At 64.1% G+C, this 25,731-nt stretch carries 25 protein-coding genes; 10 read left to right on the forward strand and 15 right to left on the reverse strand.

Annotation, left to right across the window (positions count from 1 at the left end; translation table 11 throughout):
- The 6 genes from yegQ to ACE4QZ_RS17760 all read left to right on the forward strand — a co-directional run bounded on the left by yegQ (nt 1) and on the right by ACE4QZ_RS17760 (nt 5,969).
- Nucleotides 1–1,335 carry a tRNA 5-hydroxyuridine modification protein YegQ gene (gene yegQ, locus ACE4QZ_RS17735; RefSeq protein WP_021785359.1) on the forward strand — a complete coding sequence of 445 codons (1,335 nt, stop codon included), beginning with the start codon at nt 1–3 and terminating at the stop codon, nt 1,333–1,335.
- Between the two features lie 81 nt (nt 1,336–1,416).
- Nucleotides 1,417–3,138, forward strand: a complete 1,722-nt coding sequence (locus ACE4QZ_RS17740; protein ID WP_373604730.1) for a copper resistance system multicopper oxidase — start codon at nt 1,417–1,419, stop codon at nt 3,136–3,138.
- Nucleotides 3,131–4,015, forward strand: a complete 885-nt coding sequence (locus tag ACE4QZ_RS17745; protein WP_021785361.1) for a copper resistance protein B — start codon at nt 3,131–3,133, stop codon at nt 4,013–4,015. Before ACE4QZ_RS17740 ends, ACE4QZ_RS17745 begins: the two co-directional genes overlap by 8 nt.
- A gap of 14 nt (nt 4,016–4,029) precedes the next feature.
- The gene (locus ACE4QZ_RS17750; protein ID WP_003248913.1) at nt 4,030–4,458 is read left to right on the forward strand and encodes a DUF411 domain-containing protein; all 429 of its coding nucleotides are present in this window, start codon (nt 4,030–4,032) and stop codon (nt 4,456–4,458) included.
- A complete protein-coding gene (locus ACE4QZ_RS17755) occupies nt 4,458–4,895 on the forward strand; it encodes a YqaA family protein (protein ID WP_003248912.1) in 438 nt (145 codons plus the stop codon). The genes ACE4QZ_RS17750 and ACE4QZ_RS17755 overlap by 1 nt, the downstream gene beginning before the upstream one ends.
- A gap of 75 nt (nt 4,896–4,970) precedes the next feature.
- Nucleotides 4,971–5,969, forward strand: coding sequence for an alpha/beta fold hydrolase (locus ACE4QZ_RS17760; protein WP_021785362.1), 999 nt, complete (start codon nt 4,971–4,973; stop codon nt 5,967–5,969).
- A gap of 75 nt (nt 5,970–6,044) precedes the next feature.
- Here ACE4QZ_RS17760 and ACE4QZ_RS17765 read toward each other — a convergent pair whose 3' ends face one another.
- The 6 genes from ACE4QZ_RS17765 to ACE4QZ_RS17790 all read right to left on the reverse strand — a co-directional run bounded on the left by ACE4QZ_RS17765 (nt 6,045) and on the right by ACE4QZ_RS17790 (nt 11,578).
- Nucleotides 6,045–6,626 (reverse strand): DinB family protein, encoded by a 582-nt coding sequence (locus ACE4QZ_RS17765; RefSeq protein WP_021785363.1) that lies wholly within the window; start codon nt 6,624–6,626, stop codon nt 6,045–6,047.
- Between the two features lie 13 nt (nt 6,627–6,639).
- On the reverse strand, nt 6,640–7,746 hold the full coding sequence (gene zapE, locus ACE4QZ_RS17770; protein WP_021785364.1) for a cell division protein ZapE: 1,107 nt from the start codon (nt 7,744–7,746) through the stop codon (nt 6,640–6,642).
- A gap of 42 nt (nt 7,747–7,788) precedes the next feature.
- Nucleotides 7,789–8,934 carry a PQQ-dependent sugar dehydrogenase gene (locus tag ACE4QZ_RS17775; RefSeq protein WP_021785365.1) on the reverse strand — a complete coding sequence of 382 codons (1,146 nt, stop codon included), beginning with the start codon at nt 8,932–8,934 and terminating at the stop codon, nt 7,789–7,791.
- Nucleotides 8,935–8,956: 22 nt separating this feature from the next.
- Nucleotides 8,957–9,274, reverse strand: a complete 318-nt coding sequence (locus ACE4QZ_RS17780; protein ID WP_021785366.1) for a hypothetical protein — start codon at nt 9,272–9,274, stop codon at nt 8,957–8,959.
- A 233-nt stretch (nt 9,275–9,507) separates the two neighbouring features.
- Nucleotides 9,508–10,473, reverse strand: coding sequence for an agmatinase (speB, locus tag ACE4QZ_RS17785; RefSeq protein ID WP_021785367.1), 966 nt, complete (start codon nt 10,471–10,473; stop codon nt 9,508–9,510).
- Nucleotides 10,474–10,498: 25 nt separating this feature from the next.
- A complete protein-coding gene (locus tag ACE4QZ_RS17790) occupies nt 10,499–11,578 on the reverse strand; it encodes an extracellular solute-binding protein (protein ID WP_021785368.1) in 1,080 nt (359 codons plus the stop codon).
- Between the two features lie 102 nt (nt 11,579–11,680).
- Between ACE4QZ_RS17790 and ACE4QZ_RS17795 the strand changes: the two genes are divergently transcribed.
- Nucleotides 11,681–12,571 (forward strand): LysR family transcriptional regulator, encoded by an 891-nt coding sequence (locus tag ACE4QZ_RS17795; protein ID WP_021785369.1) that lies wholly within the window; start codon nt 11,681–11,683, stop codon nt 12,569–12,571.
- Nucleotides 12,572–12,697: 126 nt separating this feature from the next.
- Here the strand turns inward: ACE4QZ_RS17795 and ACE4QZ_RS17800 are convergent, their stop codons facing one another.
- Nucleotides 12,698–15,124, reverse strand: a complete 2,427-nt coding sequence (locus ACE4QZ_RS17800; RefSeq protein ID WP_021785370.1) for a TonB-dependent receptor — start codon at nt 15,122–15,124, stop codon at nt 12,698–12,700.
- 228 nt (nt 15,125–15,352) lie between these two features.
- Nucleotides 15,353–16,477: a sigma-70 family RNA polymerase sigma factor gene (locus ACE4QZ_RS17805; RefSeq protein WP_028697587.1), complete on the reverse strand. Its 1,125-nt coding sequence runs from the start codon at nt 16,475–16,477 to the stop codon at nt 15,353–15,355.
- Between the two features lie 131 nt (nt 16,478–16,608).
- On the opposite strand from ACE4QZ_RS17805, the gene ACE4QZ_RS17810 reads away from it, so the two are divergent.
- Nucleotides 16,609–17,088 (forward strand): LEA type 2 family protein, encoded by a 480-nt coding sequence (locus ACE4QZ_RS17810; RefSeq protein ID WP_021785372.1) that lies wholly within the window; start codon nt 16,609–16,611, stop codon nt 17,086–17,088.
- Nucleotides 17,089–17,108: 20 nt separating this feature from the next.
- Here ACE4QZ_RS17810 and ACE4QZ_RS17815 read toward each other — a convergent pair whose 3' ends face one another.
- Entirely contained in the window at nt 17,109–17,372 is a 264-nt protein-coding gene (locus tag ACE4QZ_RS17815; protein WP_003248880.1) for a hypothetical protein, read from the reverse strand.
- Between the two features lie 127 nt (nt 17,373–17,499).
- Between ACE4QZ_RS17815 and ACE4QZ_RS17820 the strand changes: the two genes are divergently transcribed.
- Nucleotides 17,500–17,820: a YqjD family protein gene (locus ACE4QZ_RS17820; RefSeq protein ID WP_028697586.1), complete on the forward strand. Its 321-nt coding sequence runs from the start codon at nt 17,500–17,502 to the stop codon at nt 17,818–17,820.
- A gap of 22 nt (nt 17,821–17,842) precedes the next feature.
- Here the strand turns inward: ACE4QZ_RS17820 and ACE4QZ_RS17825 are convergent, their stop codons facing one another.
- A complete protein-coding gene (locus ACE4QZ_RS17825) occupies nt 17,843–18,460 on the reverse strand; it encodes a tRNA-(ms[2]io[6]A)-hydroxylase (protein WP_021785374.1) in 618 nt (205 codons plus the stop codon).
- 154 nt (nt 18,461–18,614) lie between these two features.
- Here ACE4QZ_RS17825 and ACE4QZ_RS17830 point away from each other — a divergent pair, with 154 nt between their 5' ends.
- Nucleotides 18,615–19,478 carry a universal stress protein gene (locus tag ACE4QZ_RS17830; RefSeq protein ID WP_021785375.1) on the forward strand — a complete coding sequence of 288 codons (864 nt, stop codon included), beginning with the start codon at nt 18,615–18,617 and terminating at the stop codon, nt 19,476–19,478.
- Nucleotides 19,479–19,592: 114 nt separating this feature from the next.
- Here the strand turns inward: ACE4QZ_RS17830 and ACE4QZ_RS17835 are convergent, their stop codons facing one another.
- The 5 genes from ACE4QZ_RS17835 to ACE4QZ_RS17855 form a co-directional block, all read right to left on the reverse strand.
- Complete coding sequence (locus ACE4QZ_RS17835; RefSeq protein ID WP_021785376.1) at nt 19,593–19,796, reverse strand: formate dehydrogenase subunit delta; 204 nt, start codon at nt 19,794–19,796, stop codon at nt 19,593–19,595.
- The gene (gene fdhF / locus ACE4QZ_RS17840) at nt 19,793–22,675 is read right to left on the reverse strand and encodes a formate dehydrogenase subunit alpha (RefSeq protein ID WP_021785377.1); all 2,883 of its coding nucleotides are present in this window, start codon (nt 22,673–22,675) and stop codon (nt 19,793–19,795) included. Before fdhF ends, ACE4QZ_RS17835 begins: the two co-directional genes overlap by 4 nt.
- The gene (locus ACE4QZ_RS17845; protein ID WP_021785378.1) at nt 22,672–24,231 is read right to left on the reverse strand and encodes a formate dehydrogenase beta subunit; all 1,560 of its coding nucleotides are present in this window, start codon (nt 24,229–24,231) and stop codon (nt 22,672–22,674) included. The genes fdhF and ACE4QZ_RS17845 overlap by 4 nt, the downstream gene beginning before the upstream one ends.
- Nucleotides 24,225–24,707, reverse strand: coding sequence for a formate dehydrogenase subunit gamma (locus tag ACE4QZ_RS17850; RefSeq protein ID WP_028697582.1), 483 nt, complete (start codon nt 24,705–24,707; stop codon nt 24,225–24,227). The genes ACE4QZ_RS17845 and ACE4QZ_RS17850 overlap by 7 nt, the downstream gene beginning before the upstream one ends.
- Before the next feature lie 401 nt (nt 24,708–25,108).
- Nucleotides 25,109–25,624 carry a ProQ/FinO family protein gene (locus ACE4QZ_RS17855; protein ID WP_021785380.1) on the reverse strand — a complete coding sequence of 172 codons (516 nt, stop codon included), beginning with the start codon at nt 25,622–25,624 and terminating at the stop codon, nt 25,109–25,111.
- Nucleotides 25,625–25,731 lie beyond the last annotated feature (107 nt).

The following is a 25,731-nucleotide window of genomic DNA, read 5'->3' on the forward strand; positions in this document are numbered from 1 at the left end:
ATGAACCCTACTGCCAAGCCCGAACTGCTGGCCCCCGCCGGCACTCTAAAGACCATGCGCTACGCGTTTGCCTACGGCGCCGATGCGGTCTACGCCGGCCAGCCGCGTTACAGCTTGCGGGTGCGCAACAACGAGTTCGATCACGCCAACCTGGCACTGGGGATCGAGGAGGCGCACGCCTTGGGCAAGCGCTTCTACGTGGTGGTCAACATCGCCCCGCACAATGCCAAGCTCAAGACCTTCCTCAAAGACCTGGCACCCGTGATCGAGATGGCGCCGGACGCGCTGATCATGTCCGACCCCGGCCTGATCATGCTGGTGCGCCAGCACTTCCCGCAGATGCCGGTGCACCTGTCGGTGCAGGCCAACACCGTCAACTGGGCGAGCGTGCAGTTTTGGCAGCAACTTGGCCTGAGCCGGGTGATCCTGTCGCGAGAGCTGTCGCTGGACGAAATCGAGGAAATCCGCCAGCAGGTGCCGGGCATGGAACTGGAAGTGTTCGTGCACGGCGCCCTGTGCATGGCCTATTCCGGCCGTTGCCTGCTGTCGGGCTACCTCAACAAGCGTGACGCCAACCAGGGCACCTGCACCAATGCCTGCCGCTGGAAATACGACGCCACACCAGCCACCGAGAACGCCACCGGTGACATCGTGCGCCAAGTGCAGCCCACCCTGGGCCTGGGTGCCCCCACCGACCAGGTGTTCCTGCTGCAGGAAAGCAACCGCCCCGGCACTGAAATGCCGGCGTTCGAGGATGAACACGGCACCTACATCATGAACGCCAAGGACCTGCGCGCCATCCAGCACGTCGAGCGCCTGGCCTTGATGGGTGTGCATTCGCTGAAGATCGAGGGTCGCACCAAATCGCACTTCTACTGTGCCCGTGCGGTGCAGTCGTATCGCCAGGCGATCGACGACGCGGTGGCCGGGCGGCCATTCGACCGCGCCCTGATGGGTAACCTCGAATCCTTGGCACAACGCGGTTACACCGAAGGTTTCCTGCGCCGCCACGTGCACGACGAGTACCAGAACTACCAGCGGGGCAACTCGGTGTCCGAACGCCAGCAATTCGTTGGCGAGCTGACCGGCGTGCGTATCGACGGCCTCGCCGAGGTCAAGGTGAAGAACCGCTTCGCCGTGGGCGACCATCTGGAGCTGATGACCCCGCGCGGTAACTACCACTTCGACCTGCACCGCCTGCACAACCGCCAGCAGCACGCCATCGAGGTCGCACCGGGCGATGGCCATGTGGTGTACCTGCCGATTCCGGAACAGGTTGCCCTCGACTACGGCCTGCTGATGCGCGACCTCCGCATCGACGAAGCAGCAAGCTGACAACACTGTAATGTGCACCTCAGCTACCTGACAGCCGGCGGCAGCGAACATCGTGGCTCTTCTGCATGAGGCCACGCCATGTTGCGCAACCCCTCCCGCCGTACGTTTGTCAAAGGCCTGGGCGCCGCCAGCACGCTGGCGGGCTTGGGGCTGTGGCGCCCGCTGGCCCAGGCCGCCGAAGGCCGAGACCTGGCCGGCCAGCATTTCGAGCTGTTCATTGGCCAGACCCCGGTCAACATCACAGGCCGGCCGCGTACCGCACTGACCGTCAACAACAGCCTGCCCGGCCCACTGCTGCGCTGGCGCGAAGGTGACACCGTGACCTTGCGCGTGCGCAACCGACTGGCGCAGGACACCTCGATCCACTGGCACGGCATCATCCTGCCGGCCAACATGGACGGCGTGCCTGGCCTGAGCTTCGCTGGCATCGAGCCCGGCGGCGACTACCTGTACCAGTTCACCCTGCGCCAGAGCGGCACCTACTGGTACCACAGCCATTCGGGGCTGCAGGAGCAAGCCGGGGTATACGGGGCGATCGTGATCGAGCCACGCGAGCCCGAAACGCACCGCTACCAGCGCGATCATGTGCTGCTGTTCAGCGACTGGTCAGACCAGGCGCCGGAGCAGCTGATGGCGACGCTGAAGAAGCAGTCCGACGCGTACAACTTCCACAAGCGCACGGTTGGCGACTTCATCGATGACGTGGCCGAAAACGGCTGGAGCCCCACCGTCGCCGAACGCACGGCCTGGGCGCGCATGCGCATGAGCCCAACCGACCTCGCGGATATCAGCGCCGCCACCTACACCTACCTGCTCAACGGCCAACCACCACAAGGCAACTTCACCTGCCTGTTCCAGCCAGGCGAAACCGTGCGCCTGCGGCTGATCAACGCCTCAGCCATGACCTATTTCGACTTCCGCATCCCCGGGCTGAAGCTGACGGTGATCGCCGCCGACGGCTTGCCGGTGACCCCGGTGAGCGTGGATGAAGTGCGCATTGCCGTGGCAGAGACCTACGACGTGCTGGTGACCGTGGGTGACCAACCCGCCTACACCCTGTTCGCCCAAAGCATGGACCGCACCGGCTTCGCCCGCGGCACCCTGGCCCGTGCGGCCGGGCTGCAGGCACCGGTGCCTGCCCCCGACCCACGCCCAGTGCTGAGCATGGAGGACATGGGCCACGGCGGTATGGATGCCATGGCGGGCATGGACCACAGTAACCCGCCCGGCATGAACCACGGCAACATGGCCGGCATGGGCCACGCCGCCATGTCGGCCATGCAGCAACACCCGGTCAGTGAAACCGGCAACCCGCTGGTGGACATGCAGAGCATGGCACCGCGTCCCAACCTGGCCGACCCTGGCATAGGCCTGCGTGACAATGGTCGCCGCGTGCTGACCTACGCCGACCTGCGCAGCCCCTACCCCGACCCGGACGGCCGCCCGCCATCGCGTGACATCGAGCTGCACCTGACCGGCCATATGGAGCGCTTCGCCTGGTCGTTCGACGGTATCAAGTTCAGCGACGCCGAACCGCTGCGGCTGACCTACGGTGAGCGCGTGCGTATCACCCTGGTCAACGACACCATGATGACCCACCCCATCCACCTGCACGGCATGTGGAGCGACCTGGAAGACGAGCATGGCCAGTTCCTGGTGCGCAAGCACACCGTCGACATCCCGCCCGGCAGCCGACGCACCTACCGGGTGACCGCCGACGCGCTGGGCCGCTGGGCCTACCACTGCCACTTGCTCTACCACATGGAGAGCGGCATGCTCCGCGAGGTACGCGTCGATGAATGACACCCGCAACCGCAGCATCGTGGCAGGCGTGACGCTACTGACCTTGCTCGCCAGTGAACGGGCGATGGCCGCGGGTTTCGAACACGCGAACCACGGCCAGATGGGCCATCAGGCCATGCCCATGAACCATGAAAGCATGGGCCATGGCCAGCCTTTCCTCAGCCAGCCTCGCACACCCCTGCCTGTCATCACCGACGCCGACCGCCGCGCCGCCTTCCCGCCATTGCCAGGGCACCCAGTGCATGACCGGGCGCTGAACTGGGCAGTGATCGTGGACAAGCTCGAATACCAGAACTTCGAGAGCAGCAGCGCCCTGAACTGGAACGCCACCGCCTGGGTCGGCGGCGATATCGACCGCTTGTGGCTGCGCACCGAAGGCGAACGCGAACAGGGCAATACCCACAAGGCCGAGCTGCAGGCGCTGTGGGGCCATGCCGTGAGCCCGTGGTGGGAACTGGTGGCCGGTGTACGCCAGGACTTCAAGCCTGCCAGTGGCCAAACCTGGGCCGCCTTCGGCATCCAGGGCACACCGTTGTACGGCCTGGAGCTGCAAGCCACCGCCTATGCAGGCGAGCGGCAACAGACCGCGCTGCGCCTGGAAGCCGCTTACGCTATGCTGCTGACCAACCGCTGGATACTGGAGCCGACCCTGGAGGCCAACCTCTACGGGCGCAACGATGCCGGGCGCGAACAAGGCGCGGGGCTGGCCGACAGCGAGGTGGGCCTGCGCCTGCGCTACGAGATCACGCGCGGCTTCGCCCCCTACGTCGGGCTCAGTTTCAACCGCCTGCACGGCTCGCGTGCCAACCAGGCCCGCGAAGACGGCGAAGACCTGGGCCAGACCCGCCTGGTCGCCGGTATCCGCCTGCGTTTTTAAAGGAGTGCTTCACCATGCTGCGCAAACACCTGCTGACCCTGAGCCTGCTGGCCGTCACCGGCCTGGCCCAGGCCGCCGAGACCATCGACGTCTACCGCGACCCCAACTGCGGCTGCTGCAAGGCCTGGATCAGCCACCTGCGTGACAACGGTTTTACCGTCAACGACCACGTCGAGCCAAACATGAGCGCCGTCAAGCAACGCCTGGGCGTGGCGCCGCGCCTGGCGTCGTGCCACACCGGGGTGATCGACGGCAAGTTCGTCGAAGGCCACGTGCCGGCCGAGCAGGTGCGCCTGCTGGCCAAGCGCAACGACCTCAAGGGCCTGGCCGTGCCAGGCATGCCCATGGGCTCGCCCGGCATGGAAATGGGCGACCACAAGGATGCCTACCAGGTCATCGGGGTGACCCAGGATGGCCAGGACACCGTGGTCGCCAACTACTGATGCTCAGCCTGGGGGCGCTGTTTCTCAGCGCCTTTGGTGCCGCCACCCTGCTTCCGCTGCAATCAGAGGCCGTGCTGGTCGGTCTGTTGCTGCGCCAGCCCGAGGCATGGGCGATCCTGCTGCTGGTAGCCACCCTGGGCAACGTGCTCGGCTCGGTGGTCAACTGGCTGCTGGGCCGGGCCATCGAGCACCTGCGCGACAAACGCTGGTTTCCTTTCAGCGCTGCCCAGCTGGCGCGTGCGCAGCAGCGCTACCAACGCTGGGGGCAATGGTCGCTGCTGCTCAGCTGGATGCCGGTGATCGGCGACCCGCTGACGCTGATCGCCGGGATCATGCGTGAGCCGTTCTGGCGCTTCCTGTTGCTGGTGACCCTGGCCAAGGCTGGCCGCTATGCAGTGCTTGCGATGATTACCCTGGGCTGGTTTCACGCCTGGTAACACCTTTCAGGTTTCGCGTGGTCCACTGCCTGCTACAGTCGCCCCTTCCTACCTGGCCCAACACGGAGTGCCCCCATGCTGCGCGCAACCGCCCTGGCCCTGGCCTGCCTTGCCGGCAGTTCGGCCATCGCTGCCGAGTCGCCTACCTACGGCCCCCAGCTCGAAGGCTTCAGCTACCCGCACCCCCTCAAGCATTTCGACTTCAAGTCCCAGGGCCAGGCCCTGCAGATGGGCTACATGGACGTGCCCGCCCAGGGCGAGGCCAACGGCCACAACGTGGTGCTGATGCACGGCAAGAACTTCTGCGCCGCCACCTGGGAAACCACCATCGACGCCTTGAGCAAGGCCGGCTACCGGGTCATCGCGCCCGACCAGGTCGGCTTCTGTACGTCAAGCAAACCGGCGCATTACCAGTACAGCTTTCAGCAACTGGCCGACAACACCCATGCCCTGCTCGAACAGCTGGGTGTAAAGCAAACCATTGTGCTCGGCCACTCCACCGGCGGCATGCTCGCCACCCGCTATGCGCTGATGTACCCACAGCAGGTGGAACGCCTGGCAATGGTCAACCCGATCGGTCTGGAGGACTGGAAAGCCCTGGGCGTGCCCTACCGCACCGTGGACCAGTGGTATGCCCGCGAGCTCAAGCTGGACGCCGGAGGCGTACGCGCCTATGAACGCAAAACCTATTACGTCGGGCGCTGGAAGCCTGAATACGAACGCTGGGTGCAGATGCTGGTGGGCCTGAACAAAGGGCCCGGGCATGAAGCGGTGGCGTGGAACTCGGCACTGATCTACGACATGATCTTTACCCAGCCGGTGTACTACGAGTTCAAGCACCTGCAGATGCCAACCCTGCTGCTGATCGGCGACAAGGACACCACGGCCATCGGCAGCGATATCGCGCCGTCGGAAGTGAAGGCCAAGCTGGGCAAATATGCCGAGCTAGGGCCGCAGGTGGCCAAGCTGATACCCAAAGGTGAGCTGATCACCTTCGAAGGCATGGGGCATGCGCCACAAATCGAGGAACCGGTGCGGTTCAATCGCACCCTGATCGAATGGCTGGGCAAGTGAGCCAATGATTGGTCCCCTGTGGGAGCGCGCAGGCTTTGGAACTTTGCGCAATCCCGCTGCTACCACAGGGTTCCTCTACACGTTCCAGACCAGCGCTTCTGTCCAGCCCAGCTCGGCAAAGTCGCCCGCCCGCAATTCGGCCTCTTCCTCGCAGAAAAACTCATCCAGCTGAGGTGGCCTGACCGCGGTATCACTGAGCATCGCGTGCACCTGCCCACGGTGATGCACCTGATGTTCGAACAGATGCGCCAGCAAACGCAGCCGCTGCTCGCGCTGCACCCGATCAGGCCGCACGACGCTCACATAGCGGCCTAGGTCGCCATCACTCAGCCCCCGGCAGTAGGCGATCAAACGGTGGTCAGCCTGGGCCTGCTCGGCATGCAGGTCGGTACAGGTGGCAAACGGCTGTTCCGGGTCGAAAAAACGTTCGCCGTCTGTATCGGGCTGCTCGCCGCGCTGCTCGCACTCCAGCATATGCAGGTAAAACCAATCCACCGTCAGCAAGTGGTTGAGGGTGGCCTTGATCGACGGGAAGAAGCTGCAACGCGGGGCGACGAACTCGTCCTGGGTCAGTTGCAGGCAGGCCTTGTACAGGCGGTGGTTGGCCCAGCCATTGTTATAGGCCTGGGTCAGCAGATGATGCGATAACGGCTGCATGGTCGGCTCCTTTTCAGGCGAAGCGTTGCAGTTGCATCTCCCGTAGCCGGCTCAGGGTGCGCTGATACGGGAACGCCAGATACCCTTGAGTGTAGAGGGCATCGAGCGGCACCTGTGCCTCCAGGTACAACGCCACCCGGCGGTCATAGCATTCGTCGACCAGGGCAATGAAGCGGCGAACCGCATCGTCCTTGGGCGACAGCGCAGGCAGTTCACGGTCGCCCGCCACTACCCTCGCCGCGCCATCTTCGGTACCACGGGCAATACGCCCCGCCCGCTGTTCCCCGCCCAGCGCCGGAATGCCGGATACCAGAATCGAGGGAAAACGGTCGCACAAGGCCATGAACTCCATGGCGGCCAGGGGTTGATCGCACAGATCGGTGAAACGACACCAGATAGCCTGCTCACTACGCCGCACGACGTGAATGTGCCTTGAGCCAATAACCAAGGGCTGATCGGTGCCGGCGTCTTCGGGGCTGAGCTGGCGGAACACCTCGGCCAACTGGCTGACCTGCCCTGCCTCGGCTACCCAATAGCGCTGCCGCGCTTCACCGGGGTGCAGGCGGTGATCCTGCTCGCCCGCTACCGGCAGTACCTGCATGTGACGACCAATGGCGGCGATGGCCGGCAGGAACCGCTCGCGGTTGAAGCCATCGCGGTAGAGCTGCTCGGGCGGCTGGTTGGAAGTGGCAACAATCACCACGCCCTGATCGAACAGTACCTGAAACAGGCGGCCGAGGATGATCGCATCACCGATGTCGTTGACGAACAGTTCATCGAAGCACAGCACGCGGATTTGCCGCGCCAGCTCCGCCGCCAGGGCCAGCAGCGGGTCGGCGGTACCGTTGAGCTGAAACAGGCGCTGATGCACCCAGGCCATGAAGTGGTGGAAGTGCTGGCGCCGGCTCGGTATGCGCAGACACTGGTGGAACTGGTCCATCAGCCACGTCTTGCCGCGCCCGACCGGGCCCCAGAGGTAGAGGCCCTGGGTGGGGCGGCCCTGCTCGAGGGACTGGAAGCAGCCTTGCAAGGCCTCGACGACGCGGGCCTGGGCGGGATCAGCAACGTAGCCCCGAGTGCTCAGGGCTTGCTGGTAGAGGGATTGGGGGTCGATGGCCATGGCCGCATTCTACCCGACTGTCACCCTCGGTGCAGGCGCGCGTCAGTCGGCCAGGCCTACCTTGAGCAGCGCGCCGTCCTTGTCATCGGTCAGGACATACAGGTAACCATCCGGCCCCACCCGCACATCACGGATACGCGCGTTCAGGTCACCGAGCAACCGCTCTTCGTGCACCACCTTGTCGCCGTCCAGTTGCAAGCGGATCAATTCCTGAGTGGCCAACGCACCGATGAATAGATTGTGGTCCCAGGCCTTGAACCTCGGGCTGTCGTAGAACGCCATGCCGCTGATACCCGGTGACTTTTCCCAGACATGGTGCGGGTCGATCATGCCGTCCACATGCTTGCCCTTGGCCTCGGGAATTGGCAGCAGCGAATAGTTGATGCCGTGGGTCGCCATCGGCCAGCCATAGTTCTTGCCAGGCTTTGGGATGTTGATTTCATCACCACCGCGCGGGCCGTGCTCGTGGGTCCACAGCTGGCCGGTCCAGGGGTTGAGGGCGGCGCCTTGCTGATTACGGTGGCCGTACGACCAGATCTCCGGGCGCACGTTGCCCTTGCCGACGAAGGGGTTGTCTTTGGGCACTTCGCCGTCCGGCAGAATACGCACGACCTTGCCTTGCAACTTGTCCAGGTCCTGAGCAGTGGGGCGTTGGTTGTTCTCGCCCAGGGCGATGAACAGGTAGCCGTCGCGGTCGAACACCAGCCGCGAGCCGAAGTGGTTACCCACCGACAACTTGGGCTGCTGGCGGAAAATCACGGTGAAATTCTCCAGCCGGGCGCGGTCCTCGGACAGCTGCCCGCGGCCGACCGCAGTACCGGCCTTGCCGTCACTACCCTCCTCGGCGTAGGACAGGTAAACGGTGCGGTCCTTGCCGAACTCCGGTGACAGCGCCACATCCAGCAAGCCACCCTGGCCTTCGGCCCAGACCTTGGGTACACCACTGATCGACGGGCCAACCTTGCCTTCGGCATTGACCAGCCGCAGGTTGCCCGCCCGCTCGGTCACCAGCATGTCCTTGCCGCCGGGCAGGAAGGCCAGGGCCCAAGGGTTGCGTAGGCCATCGGCAAGCGTGCTGACGATCAAGGTACCTTCTTCGCTGGGAAATCGCTGTTCGGCCGCCGCATGCGCCCACAAGGGCAGTAGCGCGGCAGCAGCCAGGGTGGCCAGCCAGGGTGCTCGAAGCATGCCGGATTCCTTTCAAGTGGTTTTACGGCGCACGTGGGTTGTCACGGGGTGGCCGGGTGGGTTCCAGGTTCGGGGTTTGCTGCTGACGGCGCAGGTTGTCGCCGTTGCCGATGCCACGGTTGTCCAGGGTGGGTGGGCGCTGGTACGGGTCGGTGGACGGGCCACGTACCGGTGGCGCAGCCGGCATGCTGCCTTGACGGCTGTTCGGGTTGACCCGCTGGATCGGGCTGTTGTAAGGGTTATTGTTGCCGGCAGCACGTTGCACGGGCTGCTGCGCCGCCGCGTGCGCGGGCAGGCACAAGGCCAGGCCGAGGGCCAGGATGGGCAATGTCGGGGTCATGCTTCACCTCCTGTACGAAAATGCCGCGCCTGGTGGGTTTGATAGCCTAAGGCGCGAGGGGTTCGCGGCAAAAGTGTGAATGCGGGTGGAGATGATTCCTGATGTTTCAGTATGGGCCTCGGAGGGCTGCTTTGCAGCCATTCGCGGGCGCGCCCGCTCCCACGGTCACCCACAGATTTCTGGCCCTGTGAGACACGTGTGGGAGCGGGCTTGCCCGCGAATGGCCGCAAAATCTACTGGCCGTTGTCCACCTTGTGCCGCGCCGCATACAGGCACAGCATCTCCATGGCCAAGGTTGCCCCGGCCAAAGCAGTGATATCGGCATGGTCATAGGCTGGCGCCACTTCCACCAAGTCCATGCCTACCAGGTTGATGCCACGCAGCCCACCCAGAATCTCCAGCGCCTGCACCGTGCTCAGCCCGCCACACACAGGCGTTCCGGTACCGGGTGCGTAGGCCGGATCGAGGCAGTCAATGTCGAAGGTCAGGTACACCGGCCGCTCGCCCACCCGCTGGCGAATCGCCGCAATCACCGCCTCTGTGCCCTGGCGGTGCACTTGCCTGGCGTCGAGAATGGCAAAGCCCTGGCTGTCGTCATTGGTCGTGCGCAGGCCAATCTGTACCGAGTGGGCCGGGTCAACCAGGCCTTCGCGGGCGGCATGCCAGAACATGGTGCCGTGATCGATGCGCTTGCCCGCCTCGTCTGGCCAGGTGTCACTGTGCGCATCGAAATGAATGAGCGCCAGCGGGCCATGGCGGCGGGCGTGAGCCTTGAGCAGCGGGTAGCTGATGAAGTGGTCGCCACCGAGGGTGAGCATGGCGCACCCCGCCTGCAGAATATGCTCGGCATGGGCCTCGATGCTGTCCGGTACCGACTGCGGCGTGCCGCTGTCGAAGGGGCAGTCACCATAGTCGATCACCGCCAGGTGGTCGAACGGGTCGAACGCCCACGGCCAGTGGCGGGCCCAGGCCTGCTGAACCGAGGCCGCACGAATCGCCCGCGGGCCGAAACGCGCGCCGGGGCGGTTACTGGTGGCCGTGTCGAATGGCACACCGCTGACCACCACATCCACACCGCGCAAATCGCGGCTGTAGCGGCGGCGGGAAAAACTGACAACACCGGCGTAGGTGCTTTCTGCGGCGGTCCCATACAGGCTATCGCGGGTAATTGCCTGGTCGTTGCTTGCGGCTTGGTCCACGGTCGGGCTCCTTGATTGTCATGGGCTACTGCCGGCTGCGGAAGGCGGTCCACAGACGGTTGCGTTGGCGCAGGTCGGCCAGGGCCATGCTGCGGTCGGCATACAGGCGCTGACGCACCTCGGCCGACGGATAGATATCCGGGTCGTTGCGCACCGCTTCGTCCACCAGCGGTGTGGCAGCCTGGTTGGCGTTGGCGAAGAACAGCGTGTTGGTCAGCGCTGCCACCGACTCAGGCTTGAGCATGAAGGCGATGAACGCCCGGGCGGCCTCGGGGTGTGGGGCGTCCTTGGGGATGACCAGGTTGTCCTGCCATACCAGCGTGCCTTCGCGGGGGATGCGGTAGATCACCTCGAACGGCTTGCCGGCACGGCGGGCCTGGTCGGCGGCCATCGCGGCATCGCCGTTGTAGGTCAGCGCCAGGCACACGCTGCCATTGGCCAGGTCGTTGATCTGCCGGCCATTGGCGACGTAGCTGATCGACGGCTGCAACTGGCTGAGCAGGTTCTGCGCGGCAGCCAGGTCACCCTTGTTCTGGCTGTAAGGGTCCTTGCCCAGGTAGTTCAGGGCTACGCCGATCACCTCCTGGGGCGAGTCAGGTATGGCGATGCCGCAACCCTTCAGGCGGGTGGCGTACTCGGGCTTGAACAACAGGTCGAGGCTATCCAGCGGTACATCACCAAGGCGCTGGCGTACCGCCTCCACATTTACCCCCAGGCCCAGCGTGCCCCAGGTGTACGGCACAGCATGGCGGTTGCCGGGGTCAACCTCGGCCAGTTTGCCCAGCAGGTCCTTGTCGAGGTTGCCGTAGCCAGGCATGGCCTGAGCGTCCAGCGGTTGCAGGGCATTGGCCTTGAGCGCCCGGGCCAGCACGGTGGATGACGGCACCACCACGTCATAGCCGCTACCACCAGTCAGCAGCTTGGTTTCCAGTACCTCGGGGGTGTCAAAGGTGTCGTAACGCACCTTGTAGCCGGTTTCCCGTTCGAAGCGTTGCAGGGTTTGCGGGGCGACGTAATCGGCCCAGCTGTAGAGGTTGACGACCTTTTCTTCGGCCTGCAGCGGCAGGGCCAGAACCAGAGACAAAAGGCACAACGATCGACGCATGGCGGACACCTCGGTAAATGGGTGGATGCCGCGAGCATGCCAGCCGGGTTACATTGCACCAATGGCAAGTTTGCAAAGCTGACATTCATCAGGAGCAATGTAATGCTCGGACAAGTCCATGATCCCGACCTGCACTTGCTGCGGCTGTTCGTCACTGTAGTCGAGGCAGGTGGCTTCAGCGCCGCTCAAGGCGTGCTGGGCCTGAGCCAGCCCACCATCAGCCAGCGCATGGCCCAACTGGAGGCACGCTTGGGTTACCGCCTGTGCAGCCGCGGCAAAGGTGGTTTTCGCCTGACGGAAAAAGGTGAACTGCTTTTGGACGCGGCGCGTGGGCTACTGCTGAACATCGAGCAGTTTCGCCAGCAGGCCAACGGCGTTGCCGGGCGGCTGCTGGGAACTGTGCGCATCGGCATGGCGGAAAATCAGGACAAGGCGGTGAGCCTGAAACTGGCGGCGGCCATTGCGGCATTTCGCAGGCGAGAGGAATCGGTGCAACTGGAGCTAGTCAGTGCACCGCCGGCGGAACTGGAACGGCTGTTGCTGGAGCAGCGGCTGGACTATGCCATCAGCTACTTTTCCGGCAACCAGGCGGCCTTTGATTACCAGCCCTTGTTCGCCGAGCGACAGCGGCTGTATTGCGGCAAGGGGCATGTGCTGTACGGCGAAACGGATGTTGGGCTTGAGCGGTTGCTGGACATGGACCAGGTGCGCCATCCGTACCGTTTTCTCAAAGGGGGCGAACCGTTCCAGAGCAGACGCAGTACGGCAGTGGCGGAGCAGATCGAAAGCGTGCTGACGTTCATTCTGTCGGGACGGCATATTGGCTACTTGCCATGCCACTGTGCACAGGGCTGGGAGGCCGAGGGGCTGTTATGGGCGCTGGACCCTGAGCTTGATTTTGGGGTGCCGTTCACCCTGGCCCGGCACCGGGCACAGGGGGTTGGCGAGGCAGCCCATGTATTTGCGCAGGATTTGCTGGCGGCGTTTGCCTGAATCGGTCCCTTCGCGGGTAAACCCGCTCCTACACCGGATCGGTGGTGGACACCTGTCGGTGGCTGGGCACGGGCCGTCGTGTAGGAGCGGGTTTACCCGCGAACAGGCCCGTTCAGGCCACCACCATCAGTAAGTCATGCTCCAGCTCAGCGTGTAGGTACGCCCGCGCCCCTGGTAGTCATACAGATACGCCGGCCCGTAGGTCGGCGAATAGAACAACGTCGCGCGCTGTCCCCATACCGTGCTGTACTGCTTGTCCAGCAGGTTCTGGATACCGGCGCTGAAGGTGCCGAAACCGGTGTCCTGGCTGCCCAGCAGGTCGAAGGTGGTGTAGCCGTCAATCTCGTGATCGGCATCGTCCTTCAGGCTGAAGGCATGGTTGGCCTGCAACCGTGCACTGCGGCCATCGGCCTTCCAGCCGACGAACGCGGTGGCCTTGGACAACGAAGCGTATCGGGCATCGCGCTTGATCCAGCCGCCGTCGGCGGCCTCTTCCTCGGAGCGTGTCATGTGCAATGTGCCGCCAGCTTCCCAGCCGGTCTGGAAGTGCCGGGTCAGTGCCCCTTCAAAGCCGAAGTCGCGGCTTTTCTGATCTTCCACGTCAATGGTCAGCGTTTGCGAATCGACGTTGATGATCTTGTCCGACCAGATGTAGTACAGCGCTGCCTGTGCATCCCAGTCCAGGTCGGCATAGCGCCAGCCCAATTCCACCTGGCGGCTCTTGATACCGGCCAACGGGTTATCGGCCACACTCAGGCCCGGCTTGCCGTAGTACTTGGCCGGGTCAGGCAGGTCGAAGCCTTCGCCATAGTTGCTCCACACCTGGTGGCCGTTCTTGAAGTCGTAGATGGCACCAACGTTGAACAGGTTGACCTGATAGTCGTTACTGCCGCCCGGCACACCCTTGAAGTCACTGACGTCCACGTCCATCTGCTGGCGCCGGGCGCCACCGGACAACGTCAGGTTGTCAGTGGGATGCCAGTCCAGCTGGGCATATACCGACACCCCATCCACCCGGTAGCTGGGGTAGCGTGCGGCCTTGCTGTCCTTTTCCAGCTCCAGGCCACCCGACTCGGACGAAGTCTGGGCGTTGAAGGTGGTCTGCTCGGCGTTGAAGCGCTCGCGGTCCAGGTCAACGCCGTAGGTCAGCTTCAGCGTATCCCACTGCTTGGCAAACAGGCCCTTGAGGCTGGTGACCTCGAAGTTCTGCTGCGAGGCGGCAAAGTACACCCCGCGCGAGCCGGTGGGTGTGGCACGGTTGTAGTACGGGAACGGGTAGAAGTTGTCGTCTTCCTTGCGGTACGAAGCCTGCAGGTAGAAGTCCTGGCCCAGCACGTCGGTGTGGTGGTAATTGGCATTGAGCAGCAGGCGCCGCGTGCGCGGCTCCAGGTCCGATGAATAACCGCTGCGCAGCTCGGCGTCTTCCAGGTCGGATGGCGCGTTGTAGTTCAGGTTGGGGAAGTAGATACCCGTGCTGCCGTGGTTGCCCGAGTCGTAGTACTGGGCCAACAGGTCGAGGCTCTGCTGGTCGTTCAGCTGCAGGCCCAAGGTACCGAGTACGTCGATGGTGCGGTTGTACTGCAGGTCGGTCTGGGTGTTGTCGATGAAGATCTGGTCGCCAGCACCATCGTAGAAGGCTTCGTTCTGCTCACCGGAAACCCCCAACCGGGCATTGACCCGCTCGTTGCCGCCGCTGACCGACTGGGCGAAGCGCGTAGCCAGGTCGTCGCTGTTGTTGAAACCGCTGCTGGCCCCCAACTGGGTCTCGAAGCGCGCCGGGCCGGGTTCGCCCTTCTTGGTCACGATGTTGATGATGCCGCCGGTGGCACCACCGCCGTAGATGGCGCTGGCGCCAGACAGCACTTCGACGCGCTCGACGTTGAACGGCGAAATGCTGTCGAACTGGCGCGACAGGCCGCGTGAGCTGTTCTGGCTGACCCCATCGATCATCACCAGCACGTTGCGCCCGCGCATGTTCTGGCCGTAATTGGTGCGCCCTTCCGGCGCCAGGTCAAGGCCCGGCACCAGCTTGCCGATGGCTTCCTTCAGGCTGACGCCGCTGTCGATCTGCTCACGCAATTGCTGCTGGTCCACTACCCAGACGGTTCCGGGGATTTCGCTGATTGCGGTGCTGGTGCGCGAGGCTACGCTGACTTCGATCGGCTTGAGGTTGACCGCCTGCGGCGCGGCCGCGGCCTTGCTCAGCGTGATGGTGCGAGCCTCGCTGAACTGCCAGCTCATGCCACTGCCGGCCAGCAACTGCTGCAGGGCCTGCTCGACACTGTAGTTGCCCTGCAACGGCGGGCTGACCTGGCCGGCGACATCGCCTGTGGTGTACAGCAGGTGCAGGCCGGCCTGGTCGGCGAAGGTGGTCAGCGCCTGGTCCAGCGGCTGGGCGGGCAGGTTGAGCTGGACCTGGCGGGCCTGCATCTGGGTCTGTTCGGCAGTTGTCGCAGCCCCAGCGTGCAGGGGGCCAAGCAACAGGGCCAAGGCACTGCAAGACATCAAGGCATGGTGAAGTGGACCGCAACGGCGGTGCAAGGGCTTGAGCATCAGAGGCACGAATGAGCTTCCTGACAAGTCGTAAATGAGAATGAGTTGCTGATCAGTCTCACTACGACGATCTGGCTTGCAGGAACTTGCAGTGCCAAATGAAAAATATTTTTATTTCTGTCCGGCCTCTTCGCGGGCAAGCCCGCTCCTACAACGAATGCGCCCGCCTGAATATCGTGCGACCTGTGCAGGAACGGGCAAGCCCGCTAAGAGGACGGCACAAGCTCATCAATGCACCACGGCCAACCATGGCAGGTAGGTCACCTTCAGGCCATATCGCTGCTCCAACGTCCGCAACAGAGCCTCAGGTTCATCCAGGTCGAACACCCCGCTCACCTCCATCGCAGCCAGCTTGCTGTCGGACAACACAATGCGCCCATGCCGGTATCGTTCAAGCTCCATCAGCACCTGCCCCAGCGGCTTGCCGTTGAAGATCAGCTTGCCCCGCTGCCAGGCCATCTGCGTGACGGCATCGGCCGCCACCGCCAGTTCATGTTCACCCACCTTGGCTTCACCGCGAGCCAACACGACGTGGCCATCGCGCTGCACGCTGAAGGTGGCAGCATTGCCCTGCACCCGCGCACCGGCCGTTTCGACCACAAACGGCCGTGAATCATCAGCGGTCTCGAACAGTGCCTCACCCGCATCGAGCACCACACGCCGCTCATGCTCGCTGAACGCCACGCTCAAGGCGCTGGCGCTGTTCAGCGTCACCCGTGTGCCATCTGCCAGGGTAATGATCTGCCGTTCGCCCACGGCGGTGTGGTAATCCGCCAGCAGCATCGGGGCTTGCTGCCAACCCGCCACGGCGGCGACCAGCAACACCACCGATGCTGCCACACCCGCCTGCTTCAGCCGGCCGCGGCAATGGCGCAGAGCCTGGCCGATGTACTTTGCCACCATGCTCTCGGAAACCCCCAGGCGTTGAGCGACCTGCTTCTGGGTCAGGCCCTCGACACGGTTGAGCAACAGCGCCTGGCGGGCATTGTCGGGCAACTGCAACAGCGCCTGGTCAAGAATCTGCAAGCGCTCGCGGGCCAGCAACGCCGCCTCGGGTGCCGGTGCCGGGCAGGCCACCTCACAGGCTCCGTCGCTGTCGTCGTGGCTGGCAGCGATGCGTTGCTCACGGCGCAAGGCGTCAATTGCCAGGTTGCCGGCCACGCGGAAGATGAAACTGCGCGCGTGCAACACCGGCACTGCCTGCTCGTCGATGTTCACCAGCTTCAGGTAGGTTTCCTGCGCCACGTCGGCCGCGCGCTGGCGGTCGCTCATGCGCCGCGTCAGAAACTGCAGCAGGTCGTCGTAGTGCTCCTGGAAACTTGCCAGCAGGCCCGACATGGGTGAAGTCAGCATGATTGGGGAACAGCCAGTAAGAGAGGTTATCGGGCGTTAATGAGAAACAGTATCTTTCATATCAACCGATACTTTCAACGTCGACGCGCATTTGCCACACTGCCAGCTCCACTCCGGCAAGGTCACAGCCCATGACTGCCCGTCTGTACCGCTATACCCGTCTGTTCCTGGTCCTGCTGCTGGCCTGTGGCCTGGCGGCCTGTGCGCTGTTCCAGCCACGTGACCCGGTGAACATCAGCGTGATCGGCATTGAACCACTGCCCGGGCAAGAGCTGGAACTGCGCATGGCTGTGAAAATGCGGGTGCAGAACCCCAATGAGGCACCGATCGATTACAACGGCATCGCCTTGAACCTGGAAGTGAACGGCCAGCCGCTGGCCGCCGGGGTCAGCGACCAGCAGGGGCACATTGGCCGTTACGACGAAGCAGTAATCGTGGTGCCGGTCAGCATCACGGCGTTTTCCTTCCTGCGCCAGGCCTATGGGCTAGGCAAACTGGACTCGCTGCAGGGGCTGCCCTACAAGCTGCGCGGCAAACTGGCCGGCGGGCCGCTGGGGACCGTGCGTTTTACCGATGAAGGCAAGCTGGACCTGCCCAAGGGCACCTACTGATAAGCGCCGGGCGGGTGCGCTCAGCGGTTGGCGCTGGCTGCGGCCATCAGCTTGTTGACTTCGCTGCGTACCATGCTGGCGTATTCAGGCGGGGTCATGCCGTCCAGTTCAGCGCGCACCCACTCGGCCCATTTGCCCTTGCGCCGTGGCTTTTCAGCAATCAGCCGGGCGGCTTCGCCCTTGGCTTTGCCCAGGTTGTTCTGCCACATCTCGAACAGCCGGGCCTTCTCTGCCTCGATCTGCGCCCGTTCCTCGAAGCTCATGTTGGCCAGATTGAAACTCATGAAGTTACCTGCAGGTTTGAAAATGGCCGCTATCTTACACCCAGGCAACCCATCATCGGAAAGCCGCCGCAACTTTACCGACGTGGTGGCATCCATTGTTCACACCCCCATTGACGAGGACGAGTTCATGGCCCGGAAAAACGCCACGCTGGCAGACAGCGATCAGATCAAGGACCAGGTATTCAGCGAACTGCAATCGCTGATAGAAGAATCGGAAAAACTGCTGAACGACAGTGCCGCCCTGGTCGGCGAAGAAGCAGAGACACTGCGCGCCCAGGTAAGCCTGAAGCTGCGCCAGGCACGCCAGGCGGCCAGCAACGTGCGCAGCAAGGCGCAACCGGTGGTGGACGCCACTCAGGACTACATCGGCGGCCACCCCTGGCAGACCGTCGCCATTTCCGCCGGCCTCGGGCTGGTGGTGGGCCTGCTACTGGGCCGGCGCAATTAAAGCCTGCGCCGCCTGGTGCACATCAGGCGGCCAAAGCCTGCGGGATGCCGCTGTGAAAGCGCAGCTCCTGGTCTGGTGACTGGATCAGCTCCATTTCCGCAGCGCGTACCAGCTCGACGCGGCGGGCAATGTCCGCCTCATCACCGTAGTTGTGCGCCAGTTTCAGATAACCCTGGTAGTGGCGCGCCTCGCTTTTCAGCAGCCCGTGGTAGAAGCGGCTCAGCTCCTCATCCAGATGCGGCACCAGCGCGGCAAAACGTTCGCAACTGCGCGCCTCGATGAACGCCCCCACCACCAGCGTATCCACCAGCTTGACCGGCTCGTGGGCGCGCACCAGCCGGCGCAACCCCGACGCATAACGCCCCGCCGACACCGGGCGCAACGGCACACCGCGACGCTTCATGAGGCGTAACACCTGTTCGTGATGCACCAGCTCCTCGCGGGCCAGGCGCGACATCATGTTGATCAGATCAAGGTGAGTGTTGTACTTGGCTATCAGGCTCAGGGCCGTGCTGGCGGCCTTGAACTCGCAGTTCTTGTGGTCGATCAGCAGGGTTTCCTGGTCGGCGAGCGCCGCTTCGATCCAGGCGTCTGGCGTCGGGCAGCCAAGAAAGGCGTCGATTTCGGGGATCAGGGACATAAGCGTGCAACCACACAGAACAGGCAGGGCCGGCGATTATACCGGCGGCGGCTGGCGATGCCAGTGACTATGCTTGATGTACATCAAGCGCTGGAGGGGGAAGCGCCGACTATAGTCAGGCATTGGTCGCCATCATCGAAGGGAGTTAACGCCCATGCAAGCCGTCCGCAGCATCCTCGTCGTCCTCGACCCCGCGCACGCCCACAGCCGCGCGCTTACGCGGGCCAAGCTGATCGCTGGCATTACTGGCGCACGCCTGCATTTGCTGATGTGCGACAAACGGCATGATCACAGCGCGCTGCTGAGCCTGCTGAGCAGCCAGTTGCATGATGACGGCTACGACAATGTCACCCATGAAGAGGGCTGGCGCGACAACCTGCACGACACCATCATCTATGTACAGCAGGCCGAAGGCTGTGAACTGGTGATCAAGGACCACCGTCCGGACAACCCACTGAAAAAAGCCCTGCTCACCCCCAGCGACTGGAAGCTGCTGCGCCAATGCCCATGTGCCGTGCTGATGGTCAAGAGCGAGCGGCCGTGGACCGGGGGCAAGATCCTGGCGGCGGTGGACGTGGGCAACCAGGACGAAGACCACCGCCGCCTGCATGCCAGCATCATCGACCATGGCTTCGAGATTGCCAAACTGGCCAAGGGAGAACTGCATGTCATCAGTGCCCACCCGTCGCCGATGCTGTCAGCGTCGGACCCGGCCTACCAGCTGAGCGATACGATCGAAAAACGCTACCGTGAAGCGTGCAAGGCGTTCCAGGCCGAATACGGCATCAGCGATGAGTGCCTGCACGTGGCCGAAGGGCCGGCGGATGTGTTGATTCCACATACCGAACAGAAGCTCGATGCAGTGGTGACAGTGATAGGTACGGTGTGCCGCACAGGGATTTCCGGGGCGTTGATCGGTAATACCTCGGAAGTGGTGCTGGATGCGCTGGAGGGCGATGTGCTGGTGCTCAAGAGCGAGGAAGCCATCGCCCACCTGGCGGAGCTGGCCCGCGGCTGAGTATGCAACAGGCAGGCCCCTTGTAGGAGCGGGTTCACCCGCGAATGCGTCATTGATTTCAACGCCACATTCGCAGGCAAACCCGCCCCCAAGGTTCCGTTGCCGCCCGGGAATCTAGACCAACGCCTCCCGCACTTTTGGGTCAAGCCCCTCCCCCGCGTGAGCCTCGTTCCACTCTGCCAACTGCCGGAGCATCGCCGGCGTCCAGAAGCTCTTCATATGCTGCCGCACCCCTTGCACCGCCAGCGCCCGGTCTGGCTCGCTGTCGAAGTAATGGGCGATCTGGTTGGCCATCTTGACCAGGTTTTCGCTGCTCATCGGCGAACCTCGGCTTTCTCCGCAGTACGGCGCTCTTTCAGCAGGCGCTGCTGTTCATCACTGAAGTCCTGATAGCGCTTTTGCCATTGCGATGGCTGGAACACTTTCACCACTTCCACTGCCGTCACCTTGTACTCGGGGCAGTTGGTGGCCCAGTCGGAGTTGTCGGTGGTGATCACGTTGGCCCCCGACTCCGGGAAGTGGAAGGTGGTGTACACCACCCCCGGCGCCACGCGCGCACTGACCTTGGCACGCAGCACAGTCTGCCCGGCGCGGCTGCCGATACCGACCCAGTCACCATCTTGGATGCCACGGCTTTCAGCATCGGTCGGGTGGATCTCCAGGCGGTCGGCGTCATGCCAGGCGACGTTGCCGGTACGCCGGGTCTGGGCACCAACGTTGTACTGGCTAAGAATGCGCCCGGTGGTCAGCAGCAACGGGTAGCGGTTGTTGACCTTTTCGTCGGTGGGCACGTAGCCGGTGAGCATGAAACGGCCCTTGCCACGCACGAACTGGTCGATGTGCATGGTCGGCGTGCCGTCTGGCGCGGCGTCGTTGCACGGCCACTGCAGGCTGCCGTGGCGGTCGATTTCAGCGTAGCTGACACGACGGAAGGTCGGCGTCAGGCGGGCGATCTCGTCCATGATCTCGGAAGGATGGCGGTAGTTCATCGGGTAGCCCAAGGCGTTGGCCAGGGCCACGGTAGCTTCCCAGTCGGCCTTGCCTGCCAGCGGCTCCATGACCTTGCGCACCCGCGAAATACGCCGCTCGGCGTTGGTGAAGGTGCCGTCCTTTTCCAGGAACGAACTGCCCGGCAGGAACACATGGGCGAACTTGGCAGTTTCGTTGAGGAAGATGTCCTGCACCACCACGCACTCCATGGCGAGCAAGGCCGCCGTGACGTGCTGGGTGTTGGGGTCGCTCTGGGCGATGTCCTCACCCTGGCAGTACAGCGCCTTGAAGCTGCCATCCAGTGCCGCTTCGAACATGTTGGGAATGCGCAGACCCGGGTCGGGCTGCAAGGTCACGCCCCAGGCCTGTTCGAACTCGGCACGCACGCCCTCGTTGGAGACATGCCGGTAGCCGGGCAGTTCGTGGGGGAACGAGCCCATGTCGCACGAGCCCTGCACGTTGTTCTGCCCGCGCAGCGGGTTCACCCCTACCCCTTCACGGCCGATGTTGCCGGTGGCCATGGCCAGGTTGGCAATGCCCATCACTGCGGTACTGCCTTGGCTGTGCTCGGTCACGCCCAGGCCGTAGTAGATGGCCGCGTTGCCGCCGGTGGCATACAGCCTGGCCGCAGCGCGGATCTGCTCAGCAGGCACGCCACAAACCGGGCCGAGCACCTCGGGGGCGTTCTCTGGCAGGCTGACGAAGTCGCGCCAACGGGCGAAGTCTTCGGTTTCGCAGCGGGCATCGATGAAGCGCTGGGCCAGCAGGCCCTCGGTGACGATCACGTGGGCCAGGGCGTTGAGCATGACCACGTTGGTGCCCGGGCGCAGTTGCAGGTGCAGGTCGGCGCGGGCGTGCGGCGAGTCGACCAGGTCGATGCGCCGTGGGTCGATCACGATCAGCCGCGCCCCCTGACGCAGGCGGCGCTTGAGTTGCGAGCCGAATACCGGGTGGGCGTCAGTGGGGTTGGCGCCGATCACCAGCACAACGTCGGCCTGCATCACCGAGTCGAAGCTTTGTGTGCCAGCCGACTCACCCAGGGTCTGCTTCAGGCCATAACCGGTGGGCGAATGACACACCCGTGCGCAGGTGTCGACGTTGTTGTTGCCAAACGCCGTGCGCACCAGTTTCTGCACCAGGTAGGCTTCTTCGTTGGTACAACGACTGGAGGTGATGCCGCCGATGGAGTCGCGCCCGTACTTGAGCTGAATGCGGCGGAACTCGCTGGCGGCGTAGGTCACGGCCTCGTCCCAGCTGACTTCCTGCCACGGGTCTTCCAGGCGCTTGCGGATCATCGGTTTGGTGATGCGGTCCGGGTGGGTGGCGTAGCCCCAGGCAAAGCGGCCCTTGACGCAGGCATGGCCGTGGTTGGCGCCACCGTTCTTGTCCGGGACCATGCGCACCAGCTGGTCACCCTTGATTTCGGCGCGGAACGAGCAGCCAACGCCGCAGTAGGCGCAGGTGGTAATGACCGAACGCTCAGGCTGGCCCAGCTGCACCAGGCTCTTTTCCGTCAGGGTCGCGGTTGGACAGGCCTGCACGCAGGCGCCGCACGACACGCATTCGGAAGCAAGGAAGTTTTCGCCCCCCGCTGCCGCCACCCGCGATTCGAAACCACGCCCGGTGATGGTCAGGGCAAACGTACCCTGGATGTCTTCGCAGGCGCGCACACAGCGGCTGCAGACGATGCACTTGCTTGGCTCGTAGTCGAAATACGGGTTGGAAACGTCTTTTTTCTCGTCCAGGTGGTTGGCGCCGTCATAGCCGTAGCGCACCTCACGCAGGCCCACCTGGCCGGCCACGGTCTGCAGCTCGCAGTTGCCGTTGGCCGAACAGGTCAGGCAGTCCAGCGGGTGGTCGGAAATGTACAGCTCCATCACGTTGCGACGCAGGCCGGCCAGGCGCGGGGTTTCGGTGCGCACCACCATGCCTTCACTGACTGGCGTGGTGCAGGATGCCGGGTAGCCGCGCATGCCTTCGATTTCCACCATGCACATGCGGCAGGAGCCGAAGGCTTCGAGGCTGTCGGTGGCGCACAGCTTGGGGATACTGGTGCCCAGCATGGCGGCGGCGCGCATGACCGAGGTGCCAGCAGGCACGCTGATGGCGCGGCCGTCGATGCTCAGGCTGACCTGCACGTCGCTTTCGCGGGCCGGGGTGCCGAGGTCGCTGCTTTTATCAGAAGCGGGGTCGAAGAAATTGATCACTGTGCGGCCTCCGTGGTGGTCAGCCCAAAATCGGCGGGGAAGTACTTGAGCGCGCTGGCCACCGGATAGGCAGTCATACCGCCCATGGCGCACAGCGAGCCGTACTGCAGGGTGTCGCACAGGTCACGCAGCAACAGCGCCTGGTCGTGACGCTCGGTGATGTCGCTGGTGGCGATCAGCCGGTCGACCACTTCCATGCCCCGGGTGGAGCCGATGCGGCACGGGGTGCACTTGCCGCAGGACTCTTCGGCACAGAACTGCAGGGCGAAACGCGCCATGCTGGCCATGTTCAGCGTATCGTCGGCCACCACGACACCGCCGTGGCCGAGCATCGCGCCCACGGCGGCAAACGCTTCATAGTCCAATGGGGTATCGAAATGGCTGGGGGGTACCCAGGCACCAAGCGGGCCACCGACCTGCGCGGCCTTCAGCGGCCGGCCACTGGCTGTGCCACCGCCATAGCCTTCCACCAGCTCGCGCAGGGTCAGGCCGAACGCGCGCTCTACCAGACCACCCTGGCGGATGTTGCCGGCCAGCTGGAACGGCATGGTGCCCAGCGAGCGGCCCATGCCGAAATCGCGATAGAACGCTGCACCCTTGGCCAGAATGATGGGCACCGACGCCAGGGTAAGCACGTTGTGCACCAGCGTCGGCAGGCCGAACAGCCCTTGCAGCGCAGGCAGCGGTGGCTTGGCGCGGACGATGCCACGCTTGCCTTCGATGGATTCGAGCAGCGCGGTTTCTTCGCCGCAAATATAGGCGCCGGCGCCCACCCGCACTTCCAGGTCGAACGCCTGGCCGCTGCCGGCGACGTCAGCCCCCAGGTAGCCAGCTTCACGCGCGATGGCGAAGGCCTGGTCAAGTACCCGGATGGCGTCGGGATACTCCGAGCGCACATAGATGTAGCCCTTGTCGGCACCTACGGCGAGGCCGGCAATGATCATGCCCTCGATCAGCAGGAAGGGGTCGCCCTCCATCAGCATGCGATCAGCGAACGTGCCCGAGTCACCCTCGTCGGCGTTGCACACCACGTACTTCTGCCCGGCACCAGCGTCTCGCACGGTGCGCCACTTGATGCCGGCCGGGAACGCCGCACCACCACGGCCACGCAGCCCGGAATCGAGTACTGCGGCAACCACTTCGGCACCGTCCAGCGCCACGGCGGCCTCGAGGCCCGCGAACCCGCCGTTGGCACGATAGTCGTCCAGCGACAGTGGCCGAGTGATGCCAGCGCGAGCGAACAGCAGGCGTTGCTGGGTCTTGAGATAGGGTATTTCTTCGACCGGCCCCAATGCCAACGAGTGGCCACCGGGTTCGCCCGCCAGGGCATCAAGCAATGACGGCGCATCGTGTGGCGTAACCGGACCGAAACCCAGGCGCCCTTGCGCACTGTCGCACTCGATCAGCGGCTCCAGCCAGTAAAGCCCGCGCGAGCTGGTGCGCTGGATGTCCAGCGGCAACTGGCGGCGCTCGGCCTCGCGCAGCAGGGCCTCGGCAACCTGGTCGGCACCCACGGCGCGGGCAACCGAATCACAGGGAATATACAGCTTCAGCATGCTGAGTCCTCCTGGCAACCGTTGACCAAGTCCCGCAGGCGCTCAGGGGTGAGGCGCGCGTGCACCTGGCCGTCCAGCTCCAGCGCTGGCGAGCAGGCACAGGCACCCAGGCAATACACCGGGCGCAGGCTGATGGCCCCGTCGGCGCTGGTACCATGGTCGTCCAGTGCCAACTGTTCACGCAATTGCGCGGCCAGGGCTTCGGCGCCACGGCTCTGGCACGACTCGGCAAGGCACAGGCGCAGGGTGTGGCGAGCGGGCGGCGCGGTGCGGAAGTCATGATAGAAACTGATAACCCCACGCACTTCAGCCAGGCTGAGGTTGAGTGCATGGGCGATCTCGGGGACCGAGGCATCAGGGATGTAACCAATCTCGTGCTGTACGGCATGCAGGATCGGCAACAGGGCACCTGGGGTATCCTTGTCGCGGTCCAGAATGCGCTGGATCACAGGCAGGTGGAGCAATTCATCAGGCATACAGCGGACCTCGGCATCACGGACCCTGCCTGAGTTTTTGAAAGGGCAGGTTTCCGGCGTGTTCTGCTGCGGCGCACCGTCCACGTCACAGTTGCGTGGGACTGGCGGCCTCCTCGCCCACGGCCGCACGTCTGCGCGCACTGATCCTTGGGCATCCTGCTAGCATGGCACTTGTAGCGCCGAGGGGTTGCATACGAGCGACCAGGCGCATTCTGAAACCGACGCACGTGTTTGCGCCCCGGCATCATCTGCCGCGGCTTGCCGATCAGGTGGGTCTTGAAACCATCGTTGCATGCACCAGGCCCTCGAAACCGGACCTGGCCCACTGCCGGGCCAGCCAGACGGCAGCCCCGGCAATGGGCTGCCATCCGGCATGGCCGGGGGGCAAAGCGCGACTGAATTCAGTCGGTAGACTGCACCGCCTCGGTGTCGGCGGCGGGGGCCGGAGCCTGGGCCTGGGCCTTTGACTTCGCACGATTGCGTCGGTCCTGGCTGCGTTGCCGCGCAGCTTGCTGCTTGGCATGCAGCGCCTGAGCGGCGGTCACGGTACCTGCAGCCTGACCGTTGAGGTCAAGGCGCGGTGCATTCTCCACCATGCTCGCCCAGTATCGAGCGCCACGGCACCAGGTCGAAATGCCCAGTTTGAGCTGTTCGCGGGTCAGCCCAAGCAGCTCCAGGTGTTGCTCGGCATCCTTGAAAATGCCCTCCTTGAGCGGCACCTTGGGGGCCGGGTTGACCGGGAAAGCCAAGGGAAAATGCTTCTGCAGTGGCCAGATCGCTGCCACCGCCGGGTCCATCTCGCGCGGCTTCGCCTGCGGGGGCGACTTGCGCTTGGGCGGTTTCGCGCTATCGGCCTTTACCTGCCCTTTTTCCGCCCGCAGGCGGTCTCGTAGCTCAGCTAGTTGTTCAAAACCCATTGTTCATTCACTGCTTCGAAGTTGATTGCGTGGTGCAAGGATACCCCATGCAGCCAGCACATTGCTTGCAGGCCAACTTTCCCGGCTAGCCGAGGCACAACGCACAT

This window comes from Pseudomonas sp. DCA-1, from assembly GCF_046523955.1.
GTDB lineage: Bacteria > Pseudomonadota > Gammaproteobacteria > Pseudomonadales > Pseudomonadaceae > Aquipseudomonas > Aquipseudomonas putida_Y.